An 18,285-nucleotide genomic window follows, 5' to 3' on the forward strand; every position below is an offset into this window, starting at 1 on the left:
ATTGGCTAATCGTACTGGTGATAATCAAGAGGAATAAGTCATGAAACACTTACGTAACCAAAATTCAGCCATACGATCATGGCCTATCAAAACTCTTACTTCTGCTGTCATAATAAGCTTAACGGCTATGGTATCGCAGACAGTGAGCAGTGCCGAGAGAAAGCCAATAGGTGACTTAGAGATTTATAAGGCTGCAACACCATCTGGGCCAAAAATTTTTATGATGCTGGATATCTCAGGCAGTATGGGTAGAGGCAGCATCAAAGAAGATTATGGTAACGACTGTAGTGAGGGTGGTGGCGATGGTGGATATAAGCCAAGACCTGATGAAGAAATTACCGCTACGATTCTGAATAAGGATGGAAGTACCGCATCGAATATTACTTATAGACCATCGGGTTGTCAAACCACAAAAGGCGGTGGCAATGCAAACCCTAAAGAATTTGATAGATTATCACGTTTACAAATGTCACTGATAGAGCTATTCGCTGATAAAATTTCTCATAAAACAGACAAAGATAGATTCACAGATAAAGCCTCAATATCTAATGAGTATGAGATTGGGGTAGGTGTCTTTAGTGGTGATAAAGGAAAAGTAATAACCACATTGGGACCACTGGACGCTGCTCAGCGTATCAACTTAATCCAATCAATTGTAGATATAGGCGATGGTGGTTGGACACCGACAGCACATGCACTGGCTGAAGCAGGTGCTTATATGATGGGCACTACAACCAAAAAGTCAGGTTATACCAGTTATAGTGGTTTTGATAGTTCGGTCTCAACCTCTAAGAAGGACAGCAAATACATTTCTCCTCTTACTACAGAAAGGCAATGTAGCGGCAACGGCATCTATCTAATGACCGATGGTGAGCCGAATAGGTCTAATGAATCAAGAGCCAAAGCATTAATGAATCAGTCCTTAGCGGGTAGCTCACTTTCAGTTAATAGTTGTAGCGGTTTGACCGGAGGCAACTCGGATGGTGCATGGGGCTGTATGGGTGAGTATGCTCAGCTGTTACGAGATCCTACCAACCCTATCAAGCAGCCTATCAAAATCGCGACCGTAGGTTTCGGTAAAGACTTCGCCGGTATAACCGCTAAAAAAACTATTTTTATTGAAGGTGAACCGCTTGAGGTAACAAACTGTGAAGGTGCAGCCAACACTACCAGTGATAAAGACGCGCTGAATCTATGCCGGTTAGGTCAGCGTTGGGGCGATGATGAGCTGGCTGATAATACTAAGAAACCCAAGATATTTGGTGATGGTGGCTTTTATTATGTGAAAGGTGACCGAGGTAATCTTGATGATGGTTCTGACGATCCTAGTGGTACAGCGACGATTCAAAGCAGTCTGCTTGATTTTGCGGCAAGCCTAGATTACGTTATTAGTACTTCGCCTTCGGGGACAATTACAGTGCCTGATGATCCTTATCGTGCCTCAAACCAGCTCCCTTATGCTTACTTGCCGATGCTAGATCCCAACATTGCTTCTACCTCTAGCATTTGGAAAGGCAACCTAAAGAAATACAATCTCAATAACGGCACTTTATATGGTAAAAGCTCGAATTCGGCAGACATCAATAATCCACTGGATAACCTACTATATAAAGACGCCTCTGGTCGACTAAACGAATTAACTCGTGATATCTGGCAAGCAGGCGACTATCAACAAAAAGATGGTAGCACTGCCAATAATGCAATTGATGCTGGTGGTGTCTATGCGCAGTTAAAATCTCCGAAATCTGGTTTGGGTAGTCTGCGAACACTGTATGTTGAAGATGTCACTTCAGCGACGGATAGCAAACCAATACTACGTAAGATCAGTGTTAATACTAGCGGTAAGGCAGTAGGCTTTAATTTACTGTTAGATTCCGTATACACCGAGCTCAATAAACGCCGTTTGCTGAGTTTCTTAGGCTTTGATGGCTTGATTACTCTTGATGGCGACGCAGCAAATAATACTCCTGTAGCAAACTTAACACTTGCTCCACCAGCTCAAGAAATCAAAGTGTTGGGCGGTGTCGTGCACTCCAAACCTACATCAGTTTCTTATAGTTCTACTTTAGAAGACAATGGGCGCATCATCGATCCTCGTGATGACTATGTGTTATTTGGATCTATGGAGGGTGCTTTGCATTTGGTTGATGCTGATGATGGTAAAGAGTCAATCGCCATTATTCCTAAACGTATGCTCAAATCACAACCTGAAGCTTTAGTCGTTGGTTCAAAGAAAACGAAAGTTGGTGAACCTTATTTTGGTGTCGATGCGCCGTGGCTAGTAACGACAGATTATAAGTACGACTTGGACAACAATAAAGTAACGGTAGATACAGCAGAAAATCGAGGCATGTTTGCCTATGGTGGTCTACGTATGGGCGGTGAAGGGCTTAGTGGTATTAATATCACTGATAAATCTGCGCCCAAGATGCTATTTACGATCACTTCAGCAGGACTAGACTCTAGTACAACTGCCAAGTCAAGTGCTACAGGCTTTGGACGCATAGGGCAAATTTGGAGCAAGCCAGTAGAGGCTAAAATCCGTATGACTAAAAATGCTGAACCTATTGATGTCTTGGTATTCGGCGGTGGTTACGATATGGGGTACGAACAAGATACTTATAAACCTACTGCTACTATGCCTGCACGCGGTAACGCTATTTATATGATTAATGCCAAAACAGGTGAGTTGATATGGTCAACCAGTGGAGAAACTGGTGGTAACAAAAACACCAAAACCGCTAGTATGATTCACAGTATTGTTGGCGGTATTACAGTGCTAGATAGAGACAATGATGGCTTGATGGATCATCTATATGCGGCAGATCTAGGCGGACAAGTATTCCGTGCTGATTTTGAAAATGCCCGTCCTGCCAAGTACGGCTTTGAAGAAGTCAGTAATGCTTCAAACAAGCGTGTCGTCCGAGTAATTAATACTGCCCCTAGTGCTCCCAACGATAAATACGCTTATCGTTTTTATGAGCGTCCTGTAGTCAGTTTTTATCGTAGTGAGGCTGGTCCTAATAACGGCAAGATCTTTGCAATGGTCAACGTCATCTCCGGCAATCGCAGCGCACCCTTATCGACTTTGCGCGATGGTGATACATATGCCAACCGTGTCTATGGCATCATCGATAATGACGTAACTAATATGGATCTATACAAAACAGGCTTTACCACTACCGTAAATAATTTAACAGAAGGTAATCTTGTTAACTTATCGTCTACGTTAGGAAAGAATCCGACGAAAAATCAGAAAGAGACTGCTAAAGCCTCTATGATTGCAGGCACCAAGCAGGGTTGGTATTATCCGCTGACTCGCTTCGATGGTTATAATAACGTTCGCTACAGTAAAGGCGTCGGCGACAGTGTCGTTATTAACGACTTGCTCTATACGACGGTTTATAACCCTGATAAACAGTATTATGAAGTGGATAGCTGTACAGCTCGTATTGCTGGTGGCTCAGAGCGTCAACTCTACTGCCTACCTTATGGGATATGTATGGATGACACCTCAAAATCAGGTACAGGAGGTTATATTCCTGCAGGTCAAGGTGTTCAAGAGATTACATTGGGTGCTTATAATAAAGACAATACTGATTTAAAAATTCTCATTGGTACGAGTACGATTACCGATCGTATTGATGCAGCCAAACGCTCTGGCTATGGTAATGATGCTAATAAAAACGGTAGTAATATTAAAAATGTTGTCTATGGGAATAATGGAAAACCCACTCAAAGTGACGGAAATGTGATCGGTGATGGCAGCGCAGCCGAGTTTATATTCAATGAGCGTTATACTTTGCAGCCACGAGCATGGTATGAGCAAAGTCAATAATGATGAGTAATGACAATTAATTATCCTACTTGTATCTATAACAGGACGCTGCATATGACTAAGCTGGATATGATTAAGCTGGATATGATTAAGCCGCGTGTAAATAAGACAGCAAATGCGCCAGCCTATACTGGTGTGCGCGGCTTTACGCTCATAGAGTTGATGATTACGGTGGCGATTATTGGCATAATTGCCGCTATCGCTATTCCCAGCTATCGACGCTATGCCATTATGAACGCTGAGCGTGAGACACAGGCGAAGATGCTGCAATTAAAAATACAGCTAGAGCAGTGGCGGTCGTCTGCGCTTACTTACAAGGGTTTTAAGCCAAAAGTCGTTGCTTCTAATAGTACTGTTACCTATAGCTATGATGAGAGTGACAATAAAACGATTTATGTACCAGATGGTAGTACGTCAATCAATTACCGTTATAAGATTACTCTAATTGATGGCACAGTCACCACCAAGTCATTAGTCACTTCTGGTGACACTGTTGATAGTGCCACTGGCAGAGCATGGAAGATGATGGCAGAGCCTAGTAGTCACTACGTTACCGCCAGCAAAATATTATTAAGTAGCAGTGGCTTGCAATGTAAAACTAAGAACAGTGATACGAGCGTAAAGTTAGCATCTAGTAGTTGTGGCACCTATTCGGAGAGCTGGTAATGCAAAATAAAATGAATCTAGATAAAGGCTTTACGCTTATTGAGCTAATGATCGTTGTCGCTATCATCGGTGTACTGGCAGCCATTGCTTATCCTAATTATCAAAACTATATTATTAAGACCAAGCGCGTCGATATGATGAGTGAAATGCAAAACATCGCTTCACAAATTCAAAGCCGCAAGCTAGTACAAGGCAGCTATAGTAATGCTTTGACAACGGGTTTAGGTGGCAATTACCCTGCCCAAGGTACGGCTCTCTATACGATTACCTTTACCCCCAATCCGCTTACTGACAAGTGGAGCATTATTGCCATCCCAAAAACTGGCACTCAAATGGCTAGTGATGGCACGCTCAGTCTCAATTATCAAAACATCAAATGTCGAGCAACGATATGTGGCACTGGCAAAGAATGGAACTAGAGCTTAATTACCTTGTCTAAGCCATTCTCGCAATACCCCTCCAAACAATGCTGACGAAAAATGTCAGCCTTCAAAATCAGCAATTTCTATGCTTTATCTATAGTGACAATTTACAGTAATAATGTAGCAACAATAACATTATGACGAAAATTGTTATCGTTAATTAATTGCTATAAATCAACCATTCATACTTTATATCGGCATACCATTTATTTTTTTAAAATTACTTCTTGTTTATATTTCATCCAATTTAGAAATAAAATGAATAGTTTGTACCGTTTATCTGCTAAATATAACCGTTCGTTATGTGTAGGGATACGACGAATTTAAGACACTCAAATTAATAATCTATTCCTTTAAAAAGTTGGCATGCTACCTGCAATAATAACTATAAGAGAGTCAGCAGGGTGAAATATTAACTGCGTCTGACAGTCACAATATTGTTAACTGAAGACAGTGATCAATGCCTAACTAAGAATTGGTTACGCTGTCAACCTATTATTCTAAAGGAGTTCTCATGAACGCTGCTCAAAAAGGTTTTACCTTAATCGAACTAATGATTGTTGTTGCCATTATCGGTATTCTAGCTGCGATCGCGATTCCTCAGTATCAGAACTATATTGCTAAGTCGCAAGTAAGCCGTGCGGTGGCTGAAACTGGGGCTATTAAAACCGCTTATGAAACTTGTCTAAATGATGGTAAAGCTGCAGCTGCAGCATGTGATTTAGGTTGGACTGACTCTAATCTTATAACGTTAACAACGCCAGAGCCAGACGCAGGAAAGAATAAAACTGCTTTAACCCTTGGTGGTATTATTCAAGGAACGTTTAAAGAAACTGGAGCATCAGCAGCGCTTAAAGATAAAACTGTAACTTGGAAACGTGACGGTAATGGCTCATGGGCTTGCAGCACTACAGCTGATTCTAAGTATGCACCATCAGGTTGTGGTTATGTAGCTACCGCTCCTACTGCTAGTTAATGATAGGACAGTCTGGCAGTTAGATCCAGCCAAGACCGACATCTACTATTAATCATAGAGGACAGAGAGCAACGCAATATAGCGACTCACCCTGTGACCAACCTAAATTAAAAGGAATTGTTATGAACGCTCAAAAAGGCTTCACCCTAATCGAACTCATGATCGTTGTTGCTATTATTGGTATTCTAGCTGCGATTGCTATTCCACAGTATCAGAACTATATCGCAAAATCACAAGTAAGCCGTGCGATGGCTGAAACTGGCGCTATCAAAACCGCCTATGAAACTTGTCTAAATGATGGTAAAGCTGCAGCTGCAGCATGTGATTTGGGTTGGACTAATTCTAATATACTGACTTTAACATTGCCCCTGCCCGACAGTGATGGAAAGAACACAGCTGCATTAGCCCTTGATGGTAGTATCATAGGTACGTTTAAAGATGATGGAGCATCAGCAGCGCTCAAAGGTAAAACTGTAACTTGGTTACGTACAACAGCAGGCTCATGGGCTTGTACGACTACAGCCGAGTCTAAGTACGCGCCAACAGGTTGTCCTTTTAAAGCTAAAGTATAAAATAAAATTTTTTAAAGTAAAAAATATAACTACCACAAAAAGTCAAACATCATGTTTGGCTTTTTTATTTCTCTGAAAAAATCTTTGTATGAAGCGTGCAACCATCAATTATTAACGGTAGTCTTGTAGGCAATTATGTCATCAGTAATTACAGCTCCAAAGCTTTACCCCAATTTTCAATCAGGCTTTACCCTCATTGAAATTACGATTGTCGCTGCTATTATTGGTATATTATCGGCGATTGCTATTCCTCAATATCAGATTTATGTTGCCAAAGCACAAGCGACTAGATTGATAGGTGAGTTGGGCGAATTAAGACTATCAGTAGAAAGCTGCTTACAAACAGGTATTACTGAGATTGGACTTGGTATAGATGAATGTGACCCACGTGCCACGGCTTCTAACCTTATATTAGGCAGCTCACAAGTGGGTGTTACCTTGCCTAATAACATGGGCGTCGCACAATTAAGCAATCCGCTGACATCAACGTCTAGCATTACCGCTATCGTATCAAATCAAGTTATCCCAAGTTTATCAGGAAAAAAGATAGAATGGCTACGTACTAGCGGAGGGTCTTGGAGCTGTAGCAGTAATATTGAGTCTATCTATTTGCCTCAATCATGTTCTTATGACGCTAGCTTATAGCTTTAATATAATAAAACGCCACCTAATAGCATATTGCCGTTAGGTGGTTTCTCTTTGGATAATACAAAGTCTGTTTAGACAGCTACTTCTCTAAATACTGAATCTTACCTTCTACACCATCCCACTTTTTAGCGTCTGGTAACGGGCCTTTCATCTCAGTAATGTTTGGCCATTTTTGCGCCAGCTCTTCATTGAGCTGCGTGAAAATCTCTTGCCCTTTCGGTACTTCATCTTCCGAGAAGATTGCATTGGCAGGGCATTCAGGCTCGCATAGCGCGCAGTCGATACATTCATCAGGATCGATGACGAGGAAATTTGGCCCTTCGTAGAAGCAGTCTACAGGGCAGACCTCCACACAGTCGGTGTATTTACAAAGAATGCAATTATCTGTAACGACAAAGGTCATATTGAGATCTACCTGTGATTAGAAGGCTGATAAATGGTGCGCGGGGCGCACTCTATAACGGCAGAAATTGAAACAATAAAAAACCATCTAACCGTATGATACCGTTAAATGGTTTTGAATATCTAATAAAAAGCTTGTTTGAAAAGCTACTTCTCTAAATACTGAATCTTACCTTCTACACCATCCCACTTTTCAGCGTCTGGCAGACTGTCTTTCATCTCAGTAATGTTTGGCCATTTTTGTGCCAGCTCTTCATTCAGCTGCGTGAAAATCTCTTGTCCTTTCGGTACTTCATCTTCAGAAAAGATCGCATTGGCAGGACATTCAGGCTCGCATAGCGCGCAGTCAATGCACTCATCTGGATCAATGACGAGGAAGTTTGGCCCTTCGTAGAAGCAGTCCACAGGGCAGACTTCCACACAGTCGGTGTGTTTGCAAAGGATGCAGTTATCTGTAACGACAAAGGTCATAGTGCTGTCTACCTGTTTATGGCTAGGGCATGTCATCATTTAGATCGTGAGGCTTAAAATGAGAAAAATTGCCGCTAAACAAGGAAGAAATTGCCGTAAATATGAACATATTGACAAGACTTCTGACAATGTTTAGCAAAATTTAGCCATTTTAAGACCACTAAATGTATCAATGTGCTAATTGATGATATGCCCTAAATAGAATAAGTGAAAAATAAGGCGTATTTTAACGCTTTTAGGCTTATTTAACAATTCCCTTTAACAACTAATGAGTTGTTTAAGATTATAGAGCAAATCATGTGCTTGCTTGGGTGTTAGGCTGTCAGGATCAGTATTCATAAGTTTATCATGTAAGCTAAGCAATTGTTTTTGTTGTTTATTATCGGCTGAATAGCTTGCTTTAGCATTGATTTGTACATTCGTCTCAGTTATATGACTGTTATCGACTGGCTGGCCTTTATCGTTTGCCGACTTAGCTAATTCATTTTTGTCATCAATACTTTTTGCCTGCTCAGCGGTTAAATTGTTAATAAGATAGCGTTTGGCATCGTTGAGCACTTGGGTTGGAATGCCTGCCATTTTGGCAACGTGCAGTCCAAAGCTGGAGCTGGCTGCACCTTCGCGTATTTGATGTAGCAATAGCAGTTGCCCATCGACATCGCTTGCCGCGACATGGACGTTACGGATACCATCATTGTTATTTGGCAGCTCGTTATCTGCTAACTGGTTATTTGCTAGCTGAGTCAGCTCAAAGTAATGAGTGGCAAATAAAGTCAGACAGCCAATCTCTAGCAATCGATTGACACAAGCATGAGCAATAGCAAGTCCATCAGTGGTAGCCGTACCGCGTCCAACTTCATCCATGAGCACTAAGGATTTATTAGTAGCCAAGTTCAGAATATTGGCGGTCTCAATCATCTCCACCATAAAGGTCGATTTGCCACCGGCCAGATCATCGGCTGAGCCAATACGGGTAAAAATACGGTCGATATCACCAATATAGGCGTGCTCGGCTGGTACAAAGCTACCGCAATGAGCAAGTAGGACAATCAGCGCAGTCTGGCGCATAAAGGTCGATTTGCCACCCATATTAGGGCCAGTAATGATTAATAATCGTTCAGAATGCTCAAGGCTGCCAAGCGCGCAGTCATTGGCAACAAAGTGGCTAAGATGCTCAGTATTAACGTTTCTGTTATTACTATGACTGTTACTATTTCTATTATTAGCATTGACCGGATTTAAGGCCGCCTCGACGACGACATGACGACCTTTTTTGATATCAATACTGGTTTGGTTTTGCGCTTGATTTGACAGTTGGCTTTGAGGCTGGTTTTCAGAGTAGCTTTGAACAGGGCTTTCAAAATTAAGTTGATTCTGCTGGACGTCATTATTTTTTCCCCCATCTGTATTATTTATATCGTTATTTGCTAAGCCATTATGCATGACTGGACGTTGCCAATGATGCGTAACGGCTAGCTGTGCCCAATTGCTAAGGACATCTATTTGGGCGATAGCCGCGCTCAACTGTTGTAGCGCAGTCAAGTGAGTTCCGAGAGTGGTAAGTAATTGCTGATAAAGCTGCTTTTCTCGTGCCAGTGCTAACGTTTGCGCGCTAAGATATTCGGTTTCGACTTCTTTTAATTCATCAGTGATAAAGCGCTCAGCATTTTTGAGCGTTTGCCGACGGATAAAGTGACTGGGCGCATTTTTAGCCTGCATCTTAGGAAGCTCAAAATAGAAACCACTGACTTTATTAAAGCCGACTTTTAAACTTGGTAGCTGACACTCTTGCCGCGTACGCTCCGCCATCTCATCAAGGGTCGCTTGGATATTGTCATGCAGATGGGTTAAGCGATCGAGGTCTTCATCATAACCAGCGGCGAGCATACCACCGTCACGGATATGGGCAGGAGGCTCTAAGATAATGGCGCGCTCAATAAGGTCGGCGACCGCTTGTACCGCCGGTAACTGGGCAGGCAATTGCTGCATAAGCATCGGTAGTAAACCAGTATGCTCAGAATTGATACCGGATTCAGTCAATAGGGCAGTCAATTGATTGCTACTAGCAATCCCATCAGCAAGCTTGCGCAAGTCACGAGGTTTGGCGCTCATCAGACCGATACGACTACTAATACGTTCCATATCACCGATGGTGCTTAGAGTGTCACGTAAATGCGTGATTAAGGTCGCATCTAAATCAGCTGACTTGTTTAGTCCCTTATCTACTGCTAACAGACTAGCTATCGCATCCAAACGCTGATGGATACGCACATGCTGGCGTAATGGACGCTTCATTTGCTGTACTAATAATCGTCGACCCATTGGGGTTTTGCAATGATTAAGTACCGATATCAGTGACGTTCCATTAGCGCTAACCGGGGTAAATAGCTCAAGATTTTGCTGGCTATTGGCATCTATAATTAGATAGTCGTCACTGTATTCAACGATAAGCTGGTTGACCTGCGGCACATGGCGTTGCTGCGTTTGGCGTGCGTAATGAATCAGGGCTGCACAGCTTGACTGACTCAGTGGCGCATCACTGATACCCAAGCCATCAAGGCGCTGTACTTCAAACTGCTGACAAAGGGTTGCGGCTGCGTGCTCACGGTGAAAATCATTGGCTGCTACTTCTATGATAGGGCAGTCAAGATGGCGACGTAACCATAGTAGCCAGTCCTCACTGATGGCTTCACTGACGATACATTCACTAGGCGCAAAGCGAGCCAAAACGGTCAGCATTTGCGCTTGCAGGTTTTCTACATCGCTATTTGTATTTTCAGAGGCTGTAGTCGTAGAGCTTATACTGTCAGAATTTGTGCTGCTATCTACGCTTAGCGTCTGCGTAGTGAGTGTACCTGCCGCTAAGTCCATCTGACTGACTGCCGCTTGTAATGGCTGCTTGCTATTGCCTTTCGCTCTTAAGGTAGGAATAGCGATGTCGATAGCGACAACAGTAGGCGTATGATTGGGCGCGATTAATGCATCATCGGTAATCGTCCCTGCGGTCAGGGTTTTGACCACTTCGCGGCGCATGATAGTAGGCGGCTTAGCTTTAGTCCCTGCTTTAGTACTGGTTTTACTAATGACTTTACCGCTACCTTGAAGCGAATGATCTTTTTTACTTTTCTCACCGATGCTTGGATAATTATTACTATCGGCTGATTCATCAATTTGCTCACAAACGACTACCGTTTGCCCAGCCGCAATCAGCCGTGCCATATAACTATCAGCGGCATGAAACGGTACGCCTGCCATCGCAATAGTGTTGCCTGCTTTATCGTTACCACGGCGCGTAAGGGTAATATCTAATATTTGCGCCGCCCGCTTGGCATCATCAAAAAACAGCTCATAAAAGTCGCCCATCCGATATAGCAATAATGCGTTTGGATAGCGTGCCTTCATGGTCAGGTATTGCACCATCATTGGCGTATGATGGGCCAAATCGTAGACGGCATCACCTATGGTCAGGATGTCAGTAGAAGCGTGGTTTACATCAGACGGTTTAACAGTCATGCATGATCTCTTATATGGTTTGGCTTAAATATTGCTGATAAAACTAGGGCGTGTTATGAGTTAATCGATGGCACGCCCTAGCAGGTTTGTGTTCATAGTGTTTGATTAAAGAGCTTTCAATTATTTTTTTACAAGTTTACAAGTTCTCAAAGTTGCTCATTATATTTTGGGCAAACATGGCCTTTATACAAACGTGGCGACTATCATTTATTAGATATAGCTATCAAGTTCATCAAAAGTATTGCTGAAATAGCGAGAAGTAGTGGAAAAATAAGCCCTATTTTAACATGACCTATCGCGTTTCGGCGCAGGCAAATATCTGCCTGTTGCCCTTGTATCCATCAGCGTCATAACCATATATAATGACGACACACTTTATTGGGTGATACTTAGTTAGGTAGTGATGTCAGGTGATGATAGGGCTCAGGCTGGGCTTTAACTCTCCGTGCTCTCCGTGCTAATTATCGAATATTTCCATAGGTTAAAAAATTATGTTATCAAAGATTGTAGGCAGTGTAGTTGGCACCAAAAATGACCGCGAACTTAAGCGTATGCGCAGAGTGGTCACCAAGATTAATGCCCAAGAGGCTGGCGTGCAAGCCCTGTCTGATGAACAACTACAACAAAAAACAGAAGAGTTCAAAGCACGCTTTCAAAAAGGCGAAAGCTTAGATGCGCTATTGCCAGAAGCTTTTGCGGTCTGCCGCGAAGCCTCTCTACGTATCACTGGCATGCGTCATTATGATGTGCAGCTCATCGGTGGTATCACGTTGCACGAAGGCAAAATTGCTGAGATGAAGACCGGTGAAGGTAAAACCTTGATGGCGACCTTGGCGATGTACCTCAATGCCATCAGTGGCAAAGGCGTACATTTGGTGACGGTTAACGATTATTTGGCGGCACGTGATGCGGAATTAAACCGTCCATTATTTGGCTTTTTGGGATTGACGGTTGGTGTTATCTACTCGCAGCAGCCAGCACAAGAAAAAGTCGATGCCTATCAGGCGGATATTACCTACGGTACCAACAACGAATACGGCTTTGATTATCTACGCGATAATATGGTCTTTAGCCTTGCTGAAAAAAAGCAGCGTCCGCTAAACTTCTGTATCATTGATGAGATTGACTCTATCTTAATCGATGAAGCACGTACGCCATTGATTATTTCGGGTCAAGCCGAAGATTCGTCACGGATGTATGCACTGATTAATACGATTATTCCGGTGCTAATACGCTCAAAAGATGAAGAAGCCAATAAGAATAATGAAGAAGAAGATTTTTGGATTGATGAAAAAAATCGTCAAATCGAAATCAGCGAAAAAGGCTATGAAAAAATTGAGAGCTTTTTAATCGAAGTAGGCGAACTTGGTGAAAACGAAAGTCTGTATAGCCCAAGTCGTTTGCCGCTATTGGCTCACGTACAAGCTGCTATTCGCGCCCATCATATTTTTGTCAAAAACGTCCATTACATTGTTGATGAAGGCGAAGTAGTCATTGTTGATGAAAACACGGGTCGTACGATGCCGGGTCGCCGTTGGTCAGAAGGCTTGCATCAAGCAGTAGAAGCCAAAGAAAACGTTGAGATTCAAGCAGAAAACCAAACGCTTGCGACCACCACTTTCCAGAACTTCTTCCGTCTGTATGACAAGCTATCAGGTATGACTGGTACTGCTGATACCGAAGCGGCAGAGTTTAAGTCGACTTACGATTTGGATGTCATTGTGATTCCAACCCATAAGCCTATCGCGCGGGTGGATATGGATGATCAGATTTTCTTAACCAAATTAGGCAAATATAAAGGCATTATTCGCGAGATTAAAGAAATTCAAGAAAAAGGCGCACCGGTACTAGTAGGTACGGCAACTATTGAAGCCAGTGAAGAATTGTCTTATTTATTGGATCAAGAAGGCGTTAAGCATAACGTCCTAAACGCTAAGCAGCATGAGCGTGAGGCTGAAATTATCGCACAGGCGGGTAGTCCAAAAGCCGTTACCATTGCGACGAACATGGCAGGCCGTGGTACCGATATTATCTTGGGCGGTAACTGGCAATCATTTATTGAAGATATCGACTCAGTCAGTCCAGAAGAAATGCAGCGTCTAAAAGCGCAATGGCAAATCAAGCACGATCAAGTAGTCGCGGCTGGTGGTTTGCATATCGTTGGCTCTGAGCGCCACGAATCCCGCCGTATTGATAACCAGCTACGTGGTCGTGCGGGTCGTCAAGGTGACCCTGGGATGTCGCGCTTTTTCTTATCGCTCGAAGATGACCTCATGCGTATTTTCGCGGGTGATCGCGTCGTTAATATGATGCGCGCTATGGGTCTCAAAGAAGATGAAGCTATCGAGCATAAGATGGTATCGCGGTCGATTGAGAATGCGCAAGGTAAAGTTGAGAGTCGCGATTTTGACGCGCGTAAAAACTTGCTGAAATATGATGACGTGGCCAATGAGCAGCGTAAAGTTATCTACGGTCAGCGTGATGACTTACTTGCTGATATGGAATTGTTAGAGGCCATCGAAGTGATGCATCATGAAGTCTATAATGCCATGATTAGTCAGTTTATCCCGCCAGGTTCTGTTGATGATCAATGGAATGTTGATGGGTTAGAAGATGAGCTTGAAGAAGAGTTCAAGCTCTATATGCCGCTTAATGATTGGCTCGATGAAGACCGTCGCCTTGATGAAGAAGGCTTGCGTGCAAAAATCATCGATACTGCGCTGGCACATTATCATGGTCGCCGTGAGCAGATGGGTGAGCAAAGCGCCGCACAGCTCGAACGTCACTTTATGCTCCAAAGCCTTGATAAGCATTGGAAAGAGCATTTGACACAGATGGATCAGCTACGTAAGGGCATCCACTTGCGCGGCTATGCACAAAAAAACCCTGAGCAAGAATATAAGCGTGAGTCGTTTGAATTATTTCAGATGATGCTGGGTGCTATTAAGTCAGAAACTGTACAAGACTTATCACGCGTACATATTCCGACCAAAGAAGAGTTAGAAGCACTAGAAGCACAGCAACGTGCAGATGCTGAACGTATGAAAATGCAGTTCGAGCATAGTGATGTCGATAACTTGTCAGGCGAGCCACAACCAGCACCGCGTCCTCAAAATCAAAGCGAACGCAGCAATAATAATCAAGGTCAGATGCGTGTGAATGTTGGTGGTGGCGTAGCGGCAGCAGGCGCTAATATGAATGTTAATGGCGATGATAGCACTGCCATTGATGATGAGCCGAACCCTTATGCAGGTATGAATATCAGTCGTAACGCGCCTTGTCCTTGCGGTTCTAGTCTAAAATATAAGCAATGTCACGGTAAAATCTGACAGCTATAGTCAGGTCAATATAAAAGAGATACAGCGAGACTGGGATGCTTAATTTTTTAATGTCGGTTTTGTAGACTCTGTCTGCGTAGGCACAGCAAGCAAGAAAAATTTGTCCCAGTCTCGCATCATAATATCGTGTATCCATTTTATTCAGTATCAACTATTTATTAGGTGAATGATTAGCTCAAATACCCATAACTGTTAACAGCTATGGGTATTTTTACGAATATTGATCAGTGTATAGTCTGGATTGTTTATAAAGGATTACCGTACTCAATCTAAACTTCTGATGTTTTGCCATCATTGTTTACAAATTCAGCATAGGCGTGCATATACGGACACGTTATAGTATTTAATATATATATCTAGGAGATAATAATGAATCTAGGACAATTAAAACAATTGCGTACTACCGCATTTATGACTGGTTTACTTGCCAGTGCCATTACTATCAGTGCTTGCCAGCAGCAGCAAGAGCCAGAGCCTAGTCTAGAGGATAGTATCAATGCTGAAGAGTCAGTGCCGATGTCAGCTGATCCAGCTGATCCTAGTGATACCGTTGTAGAAACTGATGATACATCGCTCAATGAAGTAGAGGATGACACGGTTGCCAATGTCAATACTGGTTTGACGCAGATGACTTACTTATGCTCACCTGAGCTAAAAGTCGAAGCGACTTATAAAGATGATACTAACCAGGTTGTCCTTGGTACAGATATGGGTACAGTCACGTTGGCGCAAACCAATGAAGGTAGCAACCCTGAAGTATTCGAAGTCGCCTCAGCTATGGATGGCGGTGAAGGCTTTACCCAGTGGCGCGTCGCTCATGAAGAGCGTGAAACAGGTGTAATGCGTACAGCAGGCGCGGACGAAACTAAGGTGAATACTTACGAGTGTAAGACGAATAAATAAATTAGGTTAAGATAGATACCAAGTCATTTATTCAACCACAAAAAAAGCAACGCTCGCGTTGCTTTTTTTGTGGCTATCTTTTGCTAAAAACGAGCTTATTTCTTATGAACACGTGATGCTTCATGTTCCAAAAACCCTTCTTCTATTACGTCTAGCTCTTCATGTTTTAACTCAACCTGAATGCTATCTGTATGTGTATGTGTGGTTTTATTGACTTCAATCTCTTGAATAGCATAAGTATCTTTAGTAATGGTTGCGACTTGGCGTGACAAAACGATTTCAACAGGCTCATCGCCCACTTCTATTTGCTTACCATTAATAGTGACTACTGCTTTACTGTCTAATGATGGCTCAACATGACGTAAGATGTCTTTCTCATCGTAACTACCTGAGAGCAGATCTTGGCTTTCTGCGTCATTATATTCGGTACGAATAGTGACGTACTCTTCTACTAGCTCAATTGGTACTTCAATCGTCTTCGTACGAGTATGCTTAGTCACTGTTACTTTACCAACATCTAAGCGTTCCTTATTAACGACGGGACGCTCTTCTAGCAGCTCTAGATGATGATTAACAGCATTTTGGTTGTTAATATCTGAGTTATTAGCATTTAAGGTATCAGTATCTAGGTGATTAGTATCTAAGTTATTAATAGAATTATCTGAAGTAGCATTTAGTATGGTAGCGCTATCTGCTGAGTCATGAGGTGCTGGTAATTTATTTTCAGCAGCATGGTCTTCTATTTTTGCTGTAGCTGCTGATGGCGATGCTGCATCTAGCTTTTGATTGGCATTCTCATTCATACTATCTATATTGTAGCCCGCTTTATTGTAGTCAGCATTCATAGTTATCTCCCTTATTATTTAAAATCGTTTTGTTGAGTAGAATGAAGCTATTGATAACTAATGTACAACTTGTATTTAATGTAGGACAGAATATCTGTCTTACATTATCTTTATCATAGCCTTTTCAATAACTAAATCTATAAATTTATCTTAAATAGGATTTATATCAAGATAATCTTTTGACGTAAAAAGCAAAAAAGGCCAGAGACAAACTCTGACCTTAATCTGCTAAGTTTTTACCCTTAGCTATGCTATATATTCACGCTACCTTATCGTAGCTATCCTATATCATATTAAGATAAACGATAGAGCAGAATATTACATGCCACGTGCGCTACGTACGTCTTCAGCAGTGATACCATCACGGTCTACGATATTGCCTTCACGGTCAACCACGTTGCCATCGTTGTCAATATCTAGCTCTTCACGTTGGATAGTCTCAACGATAGTTTCAGTACGATGTTGAGTCGTTTTACCCACGTTTACTTCTTCTGTAACGTAAGTTTCTTTGCTAACGCGAGCACGTTCAGCTTCTAGCTCAACTTCGATAGTTTCATTACCGTTGACATCACCGATACGGCGTTCTGTTGGACGATCCACGTTGGTACGTTGGATATTGGCGTGTTCTTCTTCGAGATCTACTTCAACGTTACGCTCTTCAGTCACAACATGCTTACCGACTCTTACTAGACCTGCAACGATACGGTCTTTGTTTACCGATAGACGCTCTTCTAGTAGCTCTAGTGTATTCGGTGCGTCGTAAGCATGATCGGCAACTTCCATACGCTCTTCAGCAGGAATGGAGTCAGCGACAAATGCTTGACGATCTCTTTCATACTGCTCTTTATAGCTATACTGATAGTCATGGTCATACTCTTCCATGGCATCAACTTGCGATTTAGTTAGACTATCAAAGAAAACGTCATCACCAACGATACGCGCTAAACCTGCTGGTACTAAAACTTCTTTTGAGCTAAACCAGCCGCCTGCATCGACTATTAGATAACGGATACGACCAGTAGTATCTTCTACTAACGCACCGTCAATTTTACCGATTTTTTCTTCGTTGACGCCATAGGCAGTTTTGCCTGTTGGGTCATAATAGTCATCACCAATAAGGTCACGGTGAGTAGCTTGGATGTCTTGTAAGCGAATTAGTTGGCTCATTATTGTCTTCCTTTTTTATGAGTAAATAGTTATTTGTAATTAGAATAAAATATAAAACAATGGCGTTAACAAATAACGCCGATTATAAATCTGTCGTTGAAGTATTAATAATGAACTGGCTTTTACCTTGTCTCATTATTTGCAGCAAATTACTGTAAGGAGGCAATGATTTTCTATTGCGCAGTTGCTCAATCAACTTGTAATTATCGTAACACCGTGATTTTCTTTGAGATATATGAACAAGGTAGCAAAGTGTGCGACTGACGTAATTGCGTGTAATAGGCTGTAAGTGCCATAACATCGATTGGGTATAAGTTAACGCTTTTTTACACTGATAAGTATTTGCTACACGTTTGCTAGTTTTTGGGCACAAAAAAACCGCACTGTGCGCTGACAATGCGGTGATTTGAACGTTAAAGCTAAAATATACAACTTATATAAGTTGTTAAAGTTATTTATTAAAATTAACTAAGGATTCTAATTGAAAATCTCTAACAATCTTATGATTTGAGCGACTAACAATT

13 protein-coding genes are annotated in these 18,285 nt (G+C 42.2%); 8 read left to right on the top strand and 5 right to left on the bottom strand.

The genetic code is table 11. The features are described from left to right. The first annotated feature begins 40 nt into the window (after nucleotides 1–40). The 6 genes from ACTQ9S_RS06180 (at nucleotide 41) to ACTQ9S_RS06205 (ending at nucleotide 7,119) form a co-directional block, all read left to right on the top strand. Complete coding sequence (locus ACTQ9S_RS06180; protein ID WP_440454430.1) at nucleotides 41–3,838, top strand: pilus assembly protein PilY; 3,798 nt, start codon at nucleotides 41–43, stop codon at nucleotides 3,836–3,838. Nucleotides 3,839–3,892: 54 nt separating this feature from the next. Beyond that, a complete protein-coding gene (locus ACTQ9S_RS06185) occupies nucleotides 3,893–4,504 on the top strand; it encodes a type IV pilin protein (protein ID WP_440454432.1) in 612 nt (203 codons plus the stop codon). Continuing rightward, entirely contained in the window at nucleotides 4,504–4,923 is a 420-nt protein-coding gene (locus ACTQ9S_RS06190; RefSeq protein WP_440454434.1) for a type IV pilin protein, read from the top strand. The genes ACTQ9S_RS06185 and ACTQ9S_RS06190 overlap by 1 nt, the downstream gene beginning before the upstream one ends. Nucleotides 4,924–5,440: 517 nt before the next feature. After that, nucleotides 5,441–5,902, top strand: a complete 462-nt coding sequence (locus ACTQ9S_RS06195) for a pilin (protein ID WP_440454436.1) — start codon at nucleotides 5,441–5,443, stop codon at nucleotides 5,900–5,902. Between the two features lie 122 nt (nucleotides 5,903–6,024). Continuing rightward, nucleotides 6,025–6,474, top strand: coding sequence for a pilin (locus ACTQ9S_RS06200; RefSeq protein ID WP_440454437.1), 450 nt, complete (start codon nucleotides 6,025–6,027; stop codon nucleotides 6,472–6,474). Between the two features lie 135 nt (nucleotides 6,475–6,609). Then, nucleotides 6,610–7,119 (top strand): pilin, encoded by a 510-nt coding sequence (locus ACTQ9S_RS06205; protein WP_440454439.1) that lies wholly within the window; start codon nucleotides 6,610–6,612, stop codon nucleotides 7,117–7,119. Nucleotides 7,120–7,201: 82 nt separating this feature from the next. Here ACTQ9S_RS06205 and fdxA (ACTQ9S_RS06210) read toward each other — a convergent pair whose 3' ends face one another. From fdxA (ACTQ9S_RS06210) to mutS, 3 genes are all read right to left on the bottom strand, one after another. Next, nucleotides 7,202–7,525, bottom strand: coding sequence for a ferredoxin FdxA (gene fdxA / locus ACTQ9S_RS06210; protein WP_440454440.1), 324 nt, complete (start codon nucleotides 7,523–7,525; stop codon nucleotides 7,202–7,204). 146 nt (nucleotides 7,526–7,671) lie between these two features. Beyond that, entirely contained in the window at nucleotides 7,672–7,995 is a 324-nt protein-coding gene (fdxA, locus tag ACTQ9S_RS06215; protein WP_068034163.1) for a ferredoxin FdxA, read from the bottom strand. Between the two features lie 258 nt (nucleotides 7,996–8,253). Continuing rightward, nucleotides 8,254–11,508 (bottom strand): DNA mismatch repair protein MutS, encoded by a 3,255-nt coding sequence (mutS, locus tag ACTQ9S_RS06220; RefSeq protein ID WP_440454441.1) that lies wholly within the window; start codon nucleotides 11,506–11,508, stop codon nucleotides 8,254–8,256. Nucleotides 11,509–11,999: 491 nt separating this feature from the next. Here mutS and secA point away from each other — a divergent pair, with 491 nt between their 5' ends. Next, the gene (secA, locus tag ACTQ9S_RS06225; RefSeq protein ID WP_440454442.1) at nucleotides 12,000–14,837 is read left to right on the top strand and encodes a preprotein translocase subunit SecA; all 2,838 of its coding nucleotides are present in this window, start codon (nucleotides 12,000–12,002) and stop codon (nucleotides 14,835–14,837) included. Between the two features lie 378 nt (nucleotides 14,838–15,215). Continuing rightward, entirely contained in the window at nucleotides 15,216–15,749 is a 534-nt protein-coding gene (locus tag ACTQ9S_RS06230; protein WP_440454443.1) for a hypothetical protein, read from the top strand. A gap of 95 nt (nucleotides 15,750–15,844) precedes the next feature. On the opposite strand, the gene ACTQ9S_RS06235 is transcribed toward ACTQ9S_RS06230, so the two are convergent. Both ACTQ9S_RS06235 and ACTQ9S_RS06240 read right to left on the bottom strand, forming a co-directional pair. Continuing rightward, nucleotides 15,845–16,594: a YsnF/AvaK domain-containing protein gene (locus tag ACTQ9S_RS06235; protein ID WP_440454444.1), complete on the bottom strand. Its 750-nt coding sequence runs from the start codon at nucleotides 16,592–16,594 to the stop codon at nucleotides 15,845–15,847. Nucleotides 16,595–16,912: 318 nt separating this feature from the next. Continuing rightward, on the bottom strand, nucleotides 16,913–17,761 hold the full coding sequence (locus ACTQ9S_RS06240; RefSeq protein WP_440454445.1) for a DUF2382 domain-containing protein: 849 nt from the start codon (nucleotides 17,759–17,761) through the stop codon (nucleotides 16,913–16,915). Nucleotides 17,762–18,285: the final 524 nt, after the last annotated feature.

Origin of the sequence: Psychrobacter sp. ASPA161_9, assembly GCF_051970275.1 — a bacterium.
GTDB lineage: Bacteria > Pseudomonadota > Gammaproteobacteria > Pseudomonadales > Moraxellaceae > Psychrobacter.

Bases quoted from the DNA above. Each gene is read 5' to 3' on its own strand.
- ACTQ9S_RS06180 (WP_440454430.1), top strand. From the start codon at position 41: ATGAAACACTTACGTAACCAAAATTCAGCCATACGATCATGGCCTATC.
- ACTQ9S_RS06185 (WP_440454432.1), top strand. From the start codon at position 3,893: ATGACTAAGCTGGATATGATTAAGCTGGATATGATTAAGCCGCGTGTA.
- ACTQ9S_RS06190 (WP_440454434.1), top strand. From the start codon at position 4,504: ATGCAAAATAAAATGAATCTAGATAAAGGCTTTACGCTTATTGAGCTA.
- ACTQ9S_RS06195 (WP_440454436.1), top strand. From the start codon at position 5,441: ATGAACGCTGCTCAAAAAGGTTTTACCTTAATCGAACTAATGATTGTT.
- ACTQ9S_RS06200 (WP_440454437.1), top strand. From the start codon at position 6,025: ATGAACGCTCAAAAAGGCTTCACCCTAATCGAACTCATGATCGTTGTT.
- ACTQ9S_RS06205 (WP_440454439.1), top strand. From the start codon at position 6,610: ATGTCATCAGTAATTACAGCTCCAAAGCTTTACCCCAATTTTCAATCA.
- fdxA (WP_440454440.1), bottom strand. From the start codon at position 7,525: ATGACCTTTGTCGTTACAGATAATTGCATTCTTTGTAAATACACCGAC.
- fdxA (WP_068034163.1), bottom strand. From the start codon at position 7,995: ATGACCTTTGTCGTTACAGATAACTGCATCCTTTGCAAACACACCGAC.
- mutS (WP_440454441.1), bottom strand. From the start codon at position 11,508: ATGACTGTTAAACCGTCTGATGTAAACCACGCTTCTACTGACATCCTG.
- secA (WP_440454442.1), top strand. From the start codon at position 12,000: ATGTTATCAAAGATTGTAGGCAGTGTAGTTGGCACCAAAAATGACCGC.
- ACTQ9S_RS06230 (WP_440454443.1), top strand. From the start codon at position 15,216: ATGAATCTAGGACAATTAAAACAATTGCGTACTACCGCATTTATGACT.
- ACTQ9S_RS06235 (WP_440454444.1), bottom strand. From the start codon at position 16,594: ATGAATGCTGACTACAATAAAGCGGGCTACAATATAGATAGTATGAAT.
- ACTQ9S_RS06240 (WP_440454445.1), bottom strand. From the start codon at position 17,761: ATGAGCCAACTAATTCGCTTACAAGACATCCAAGCTACTCACCGTGAC.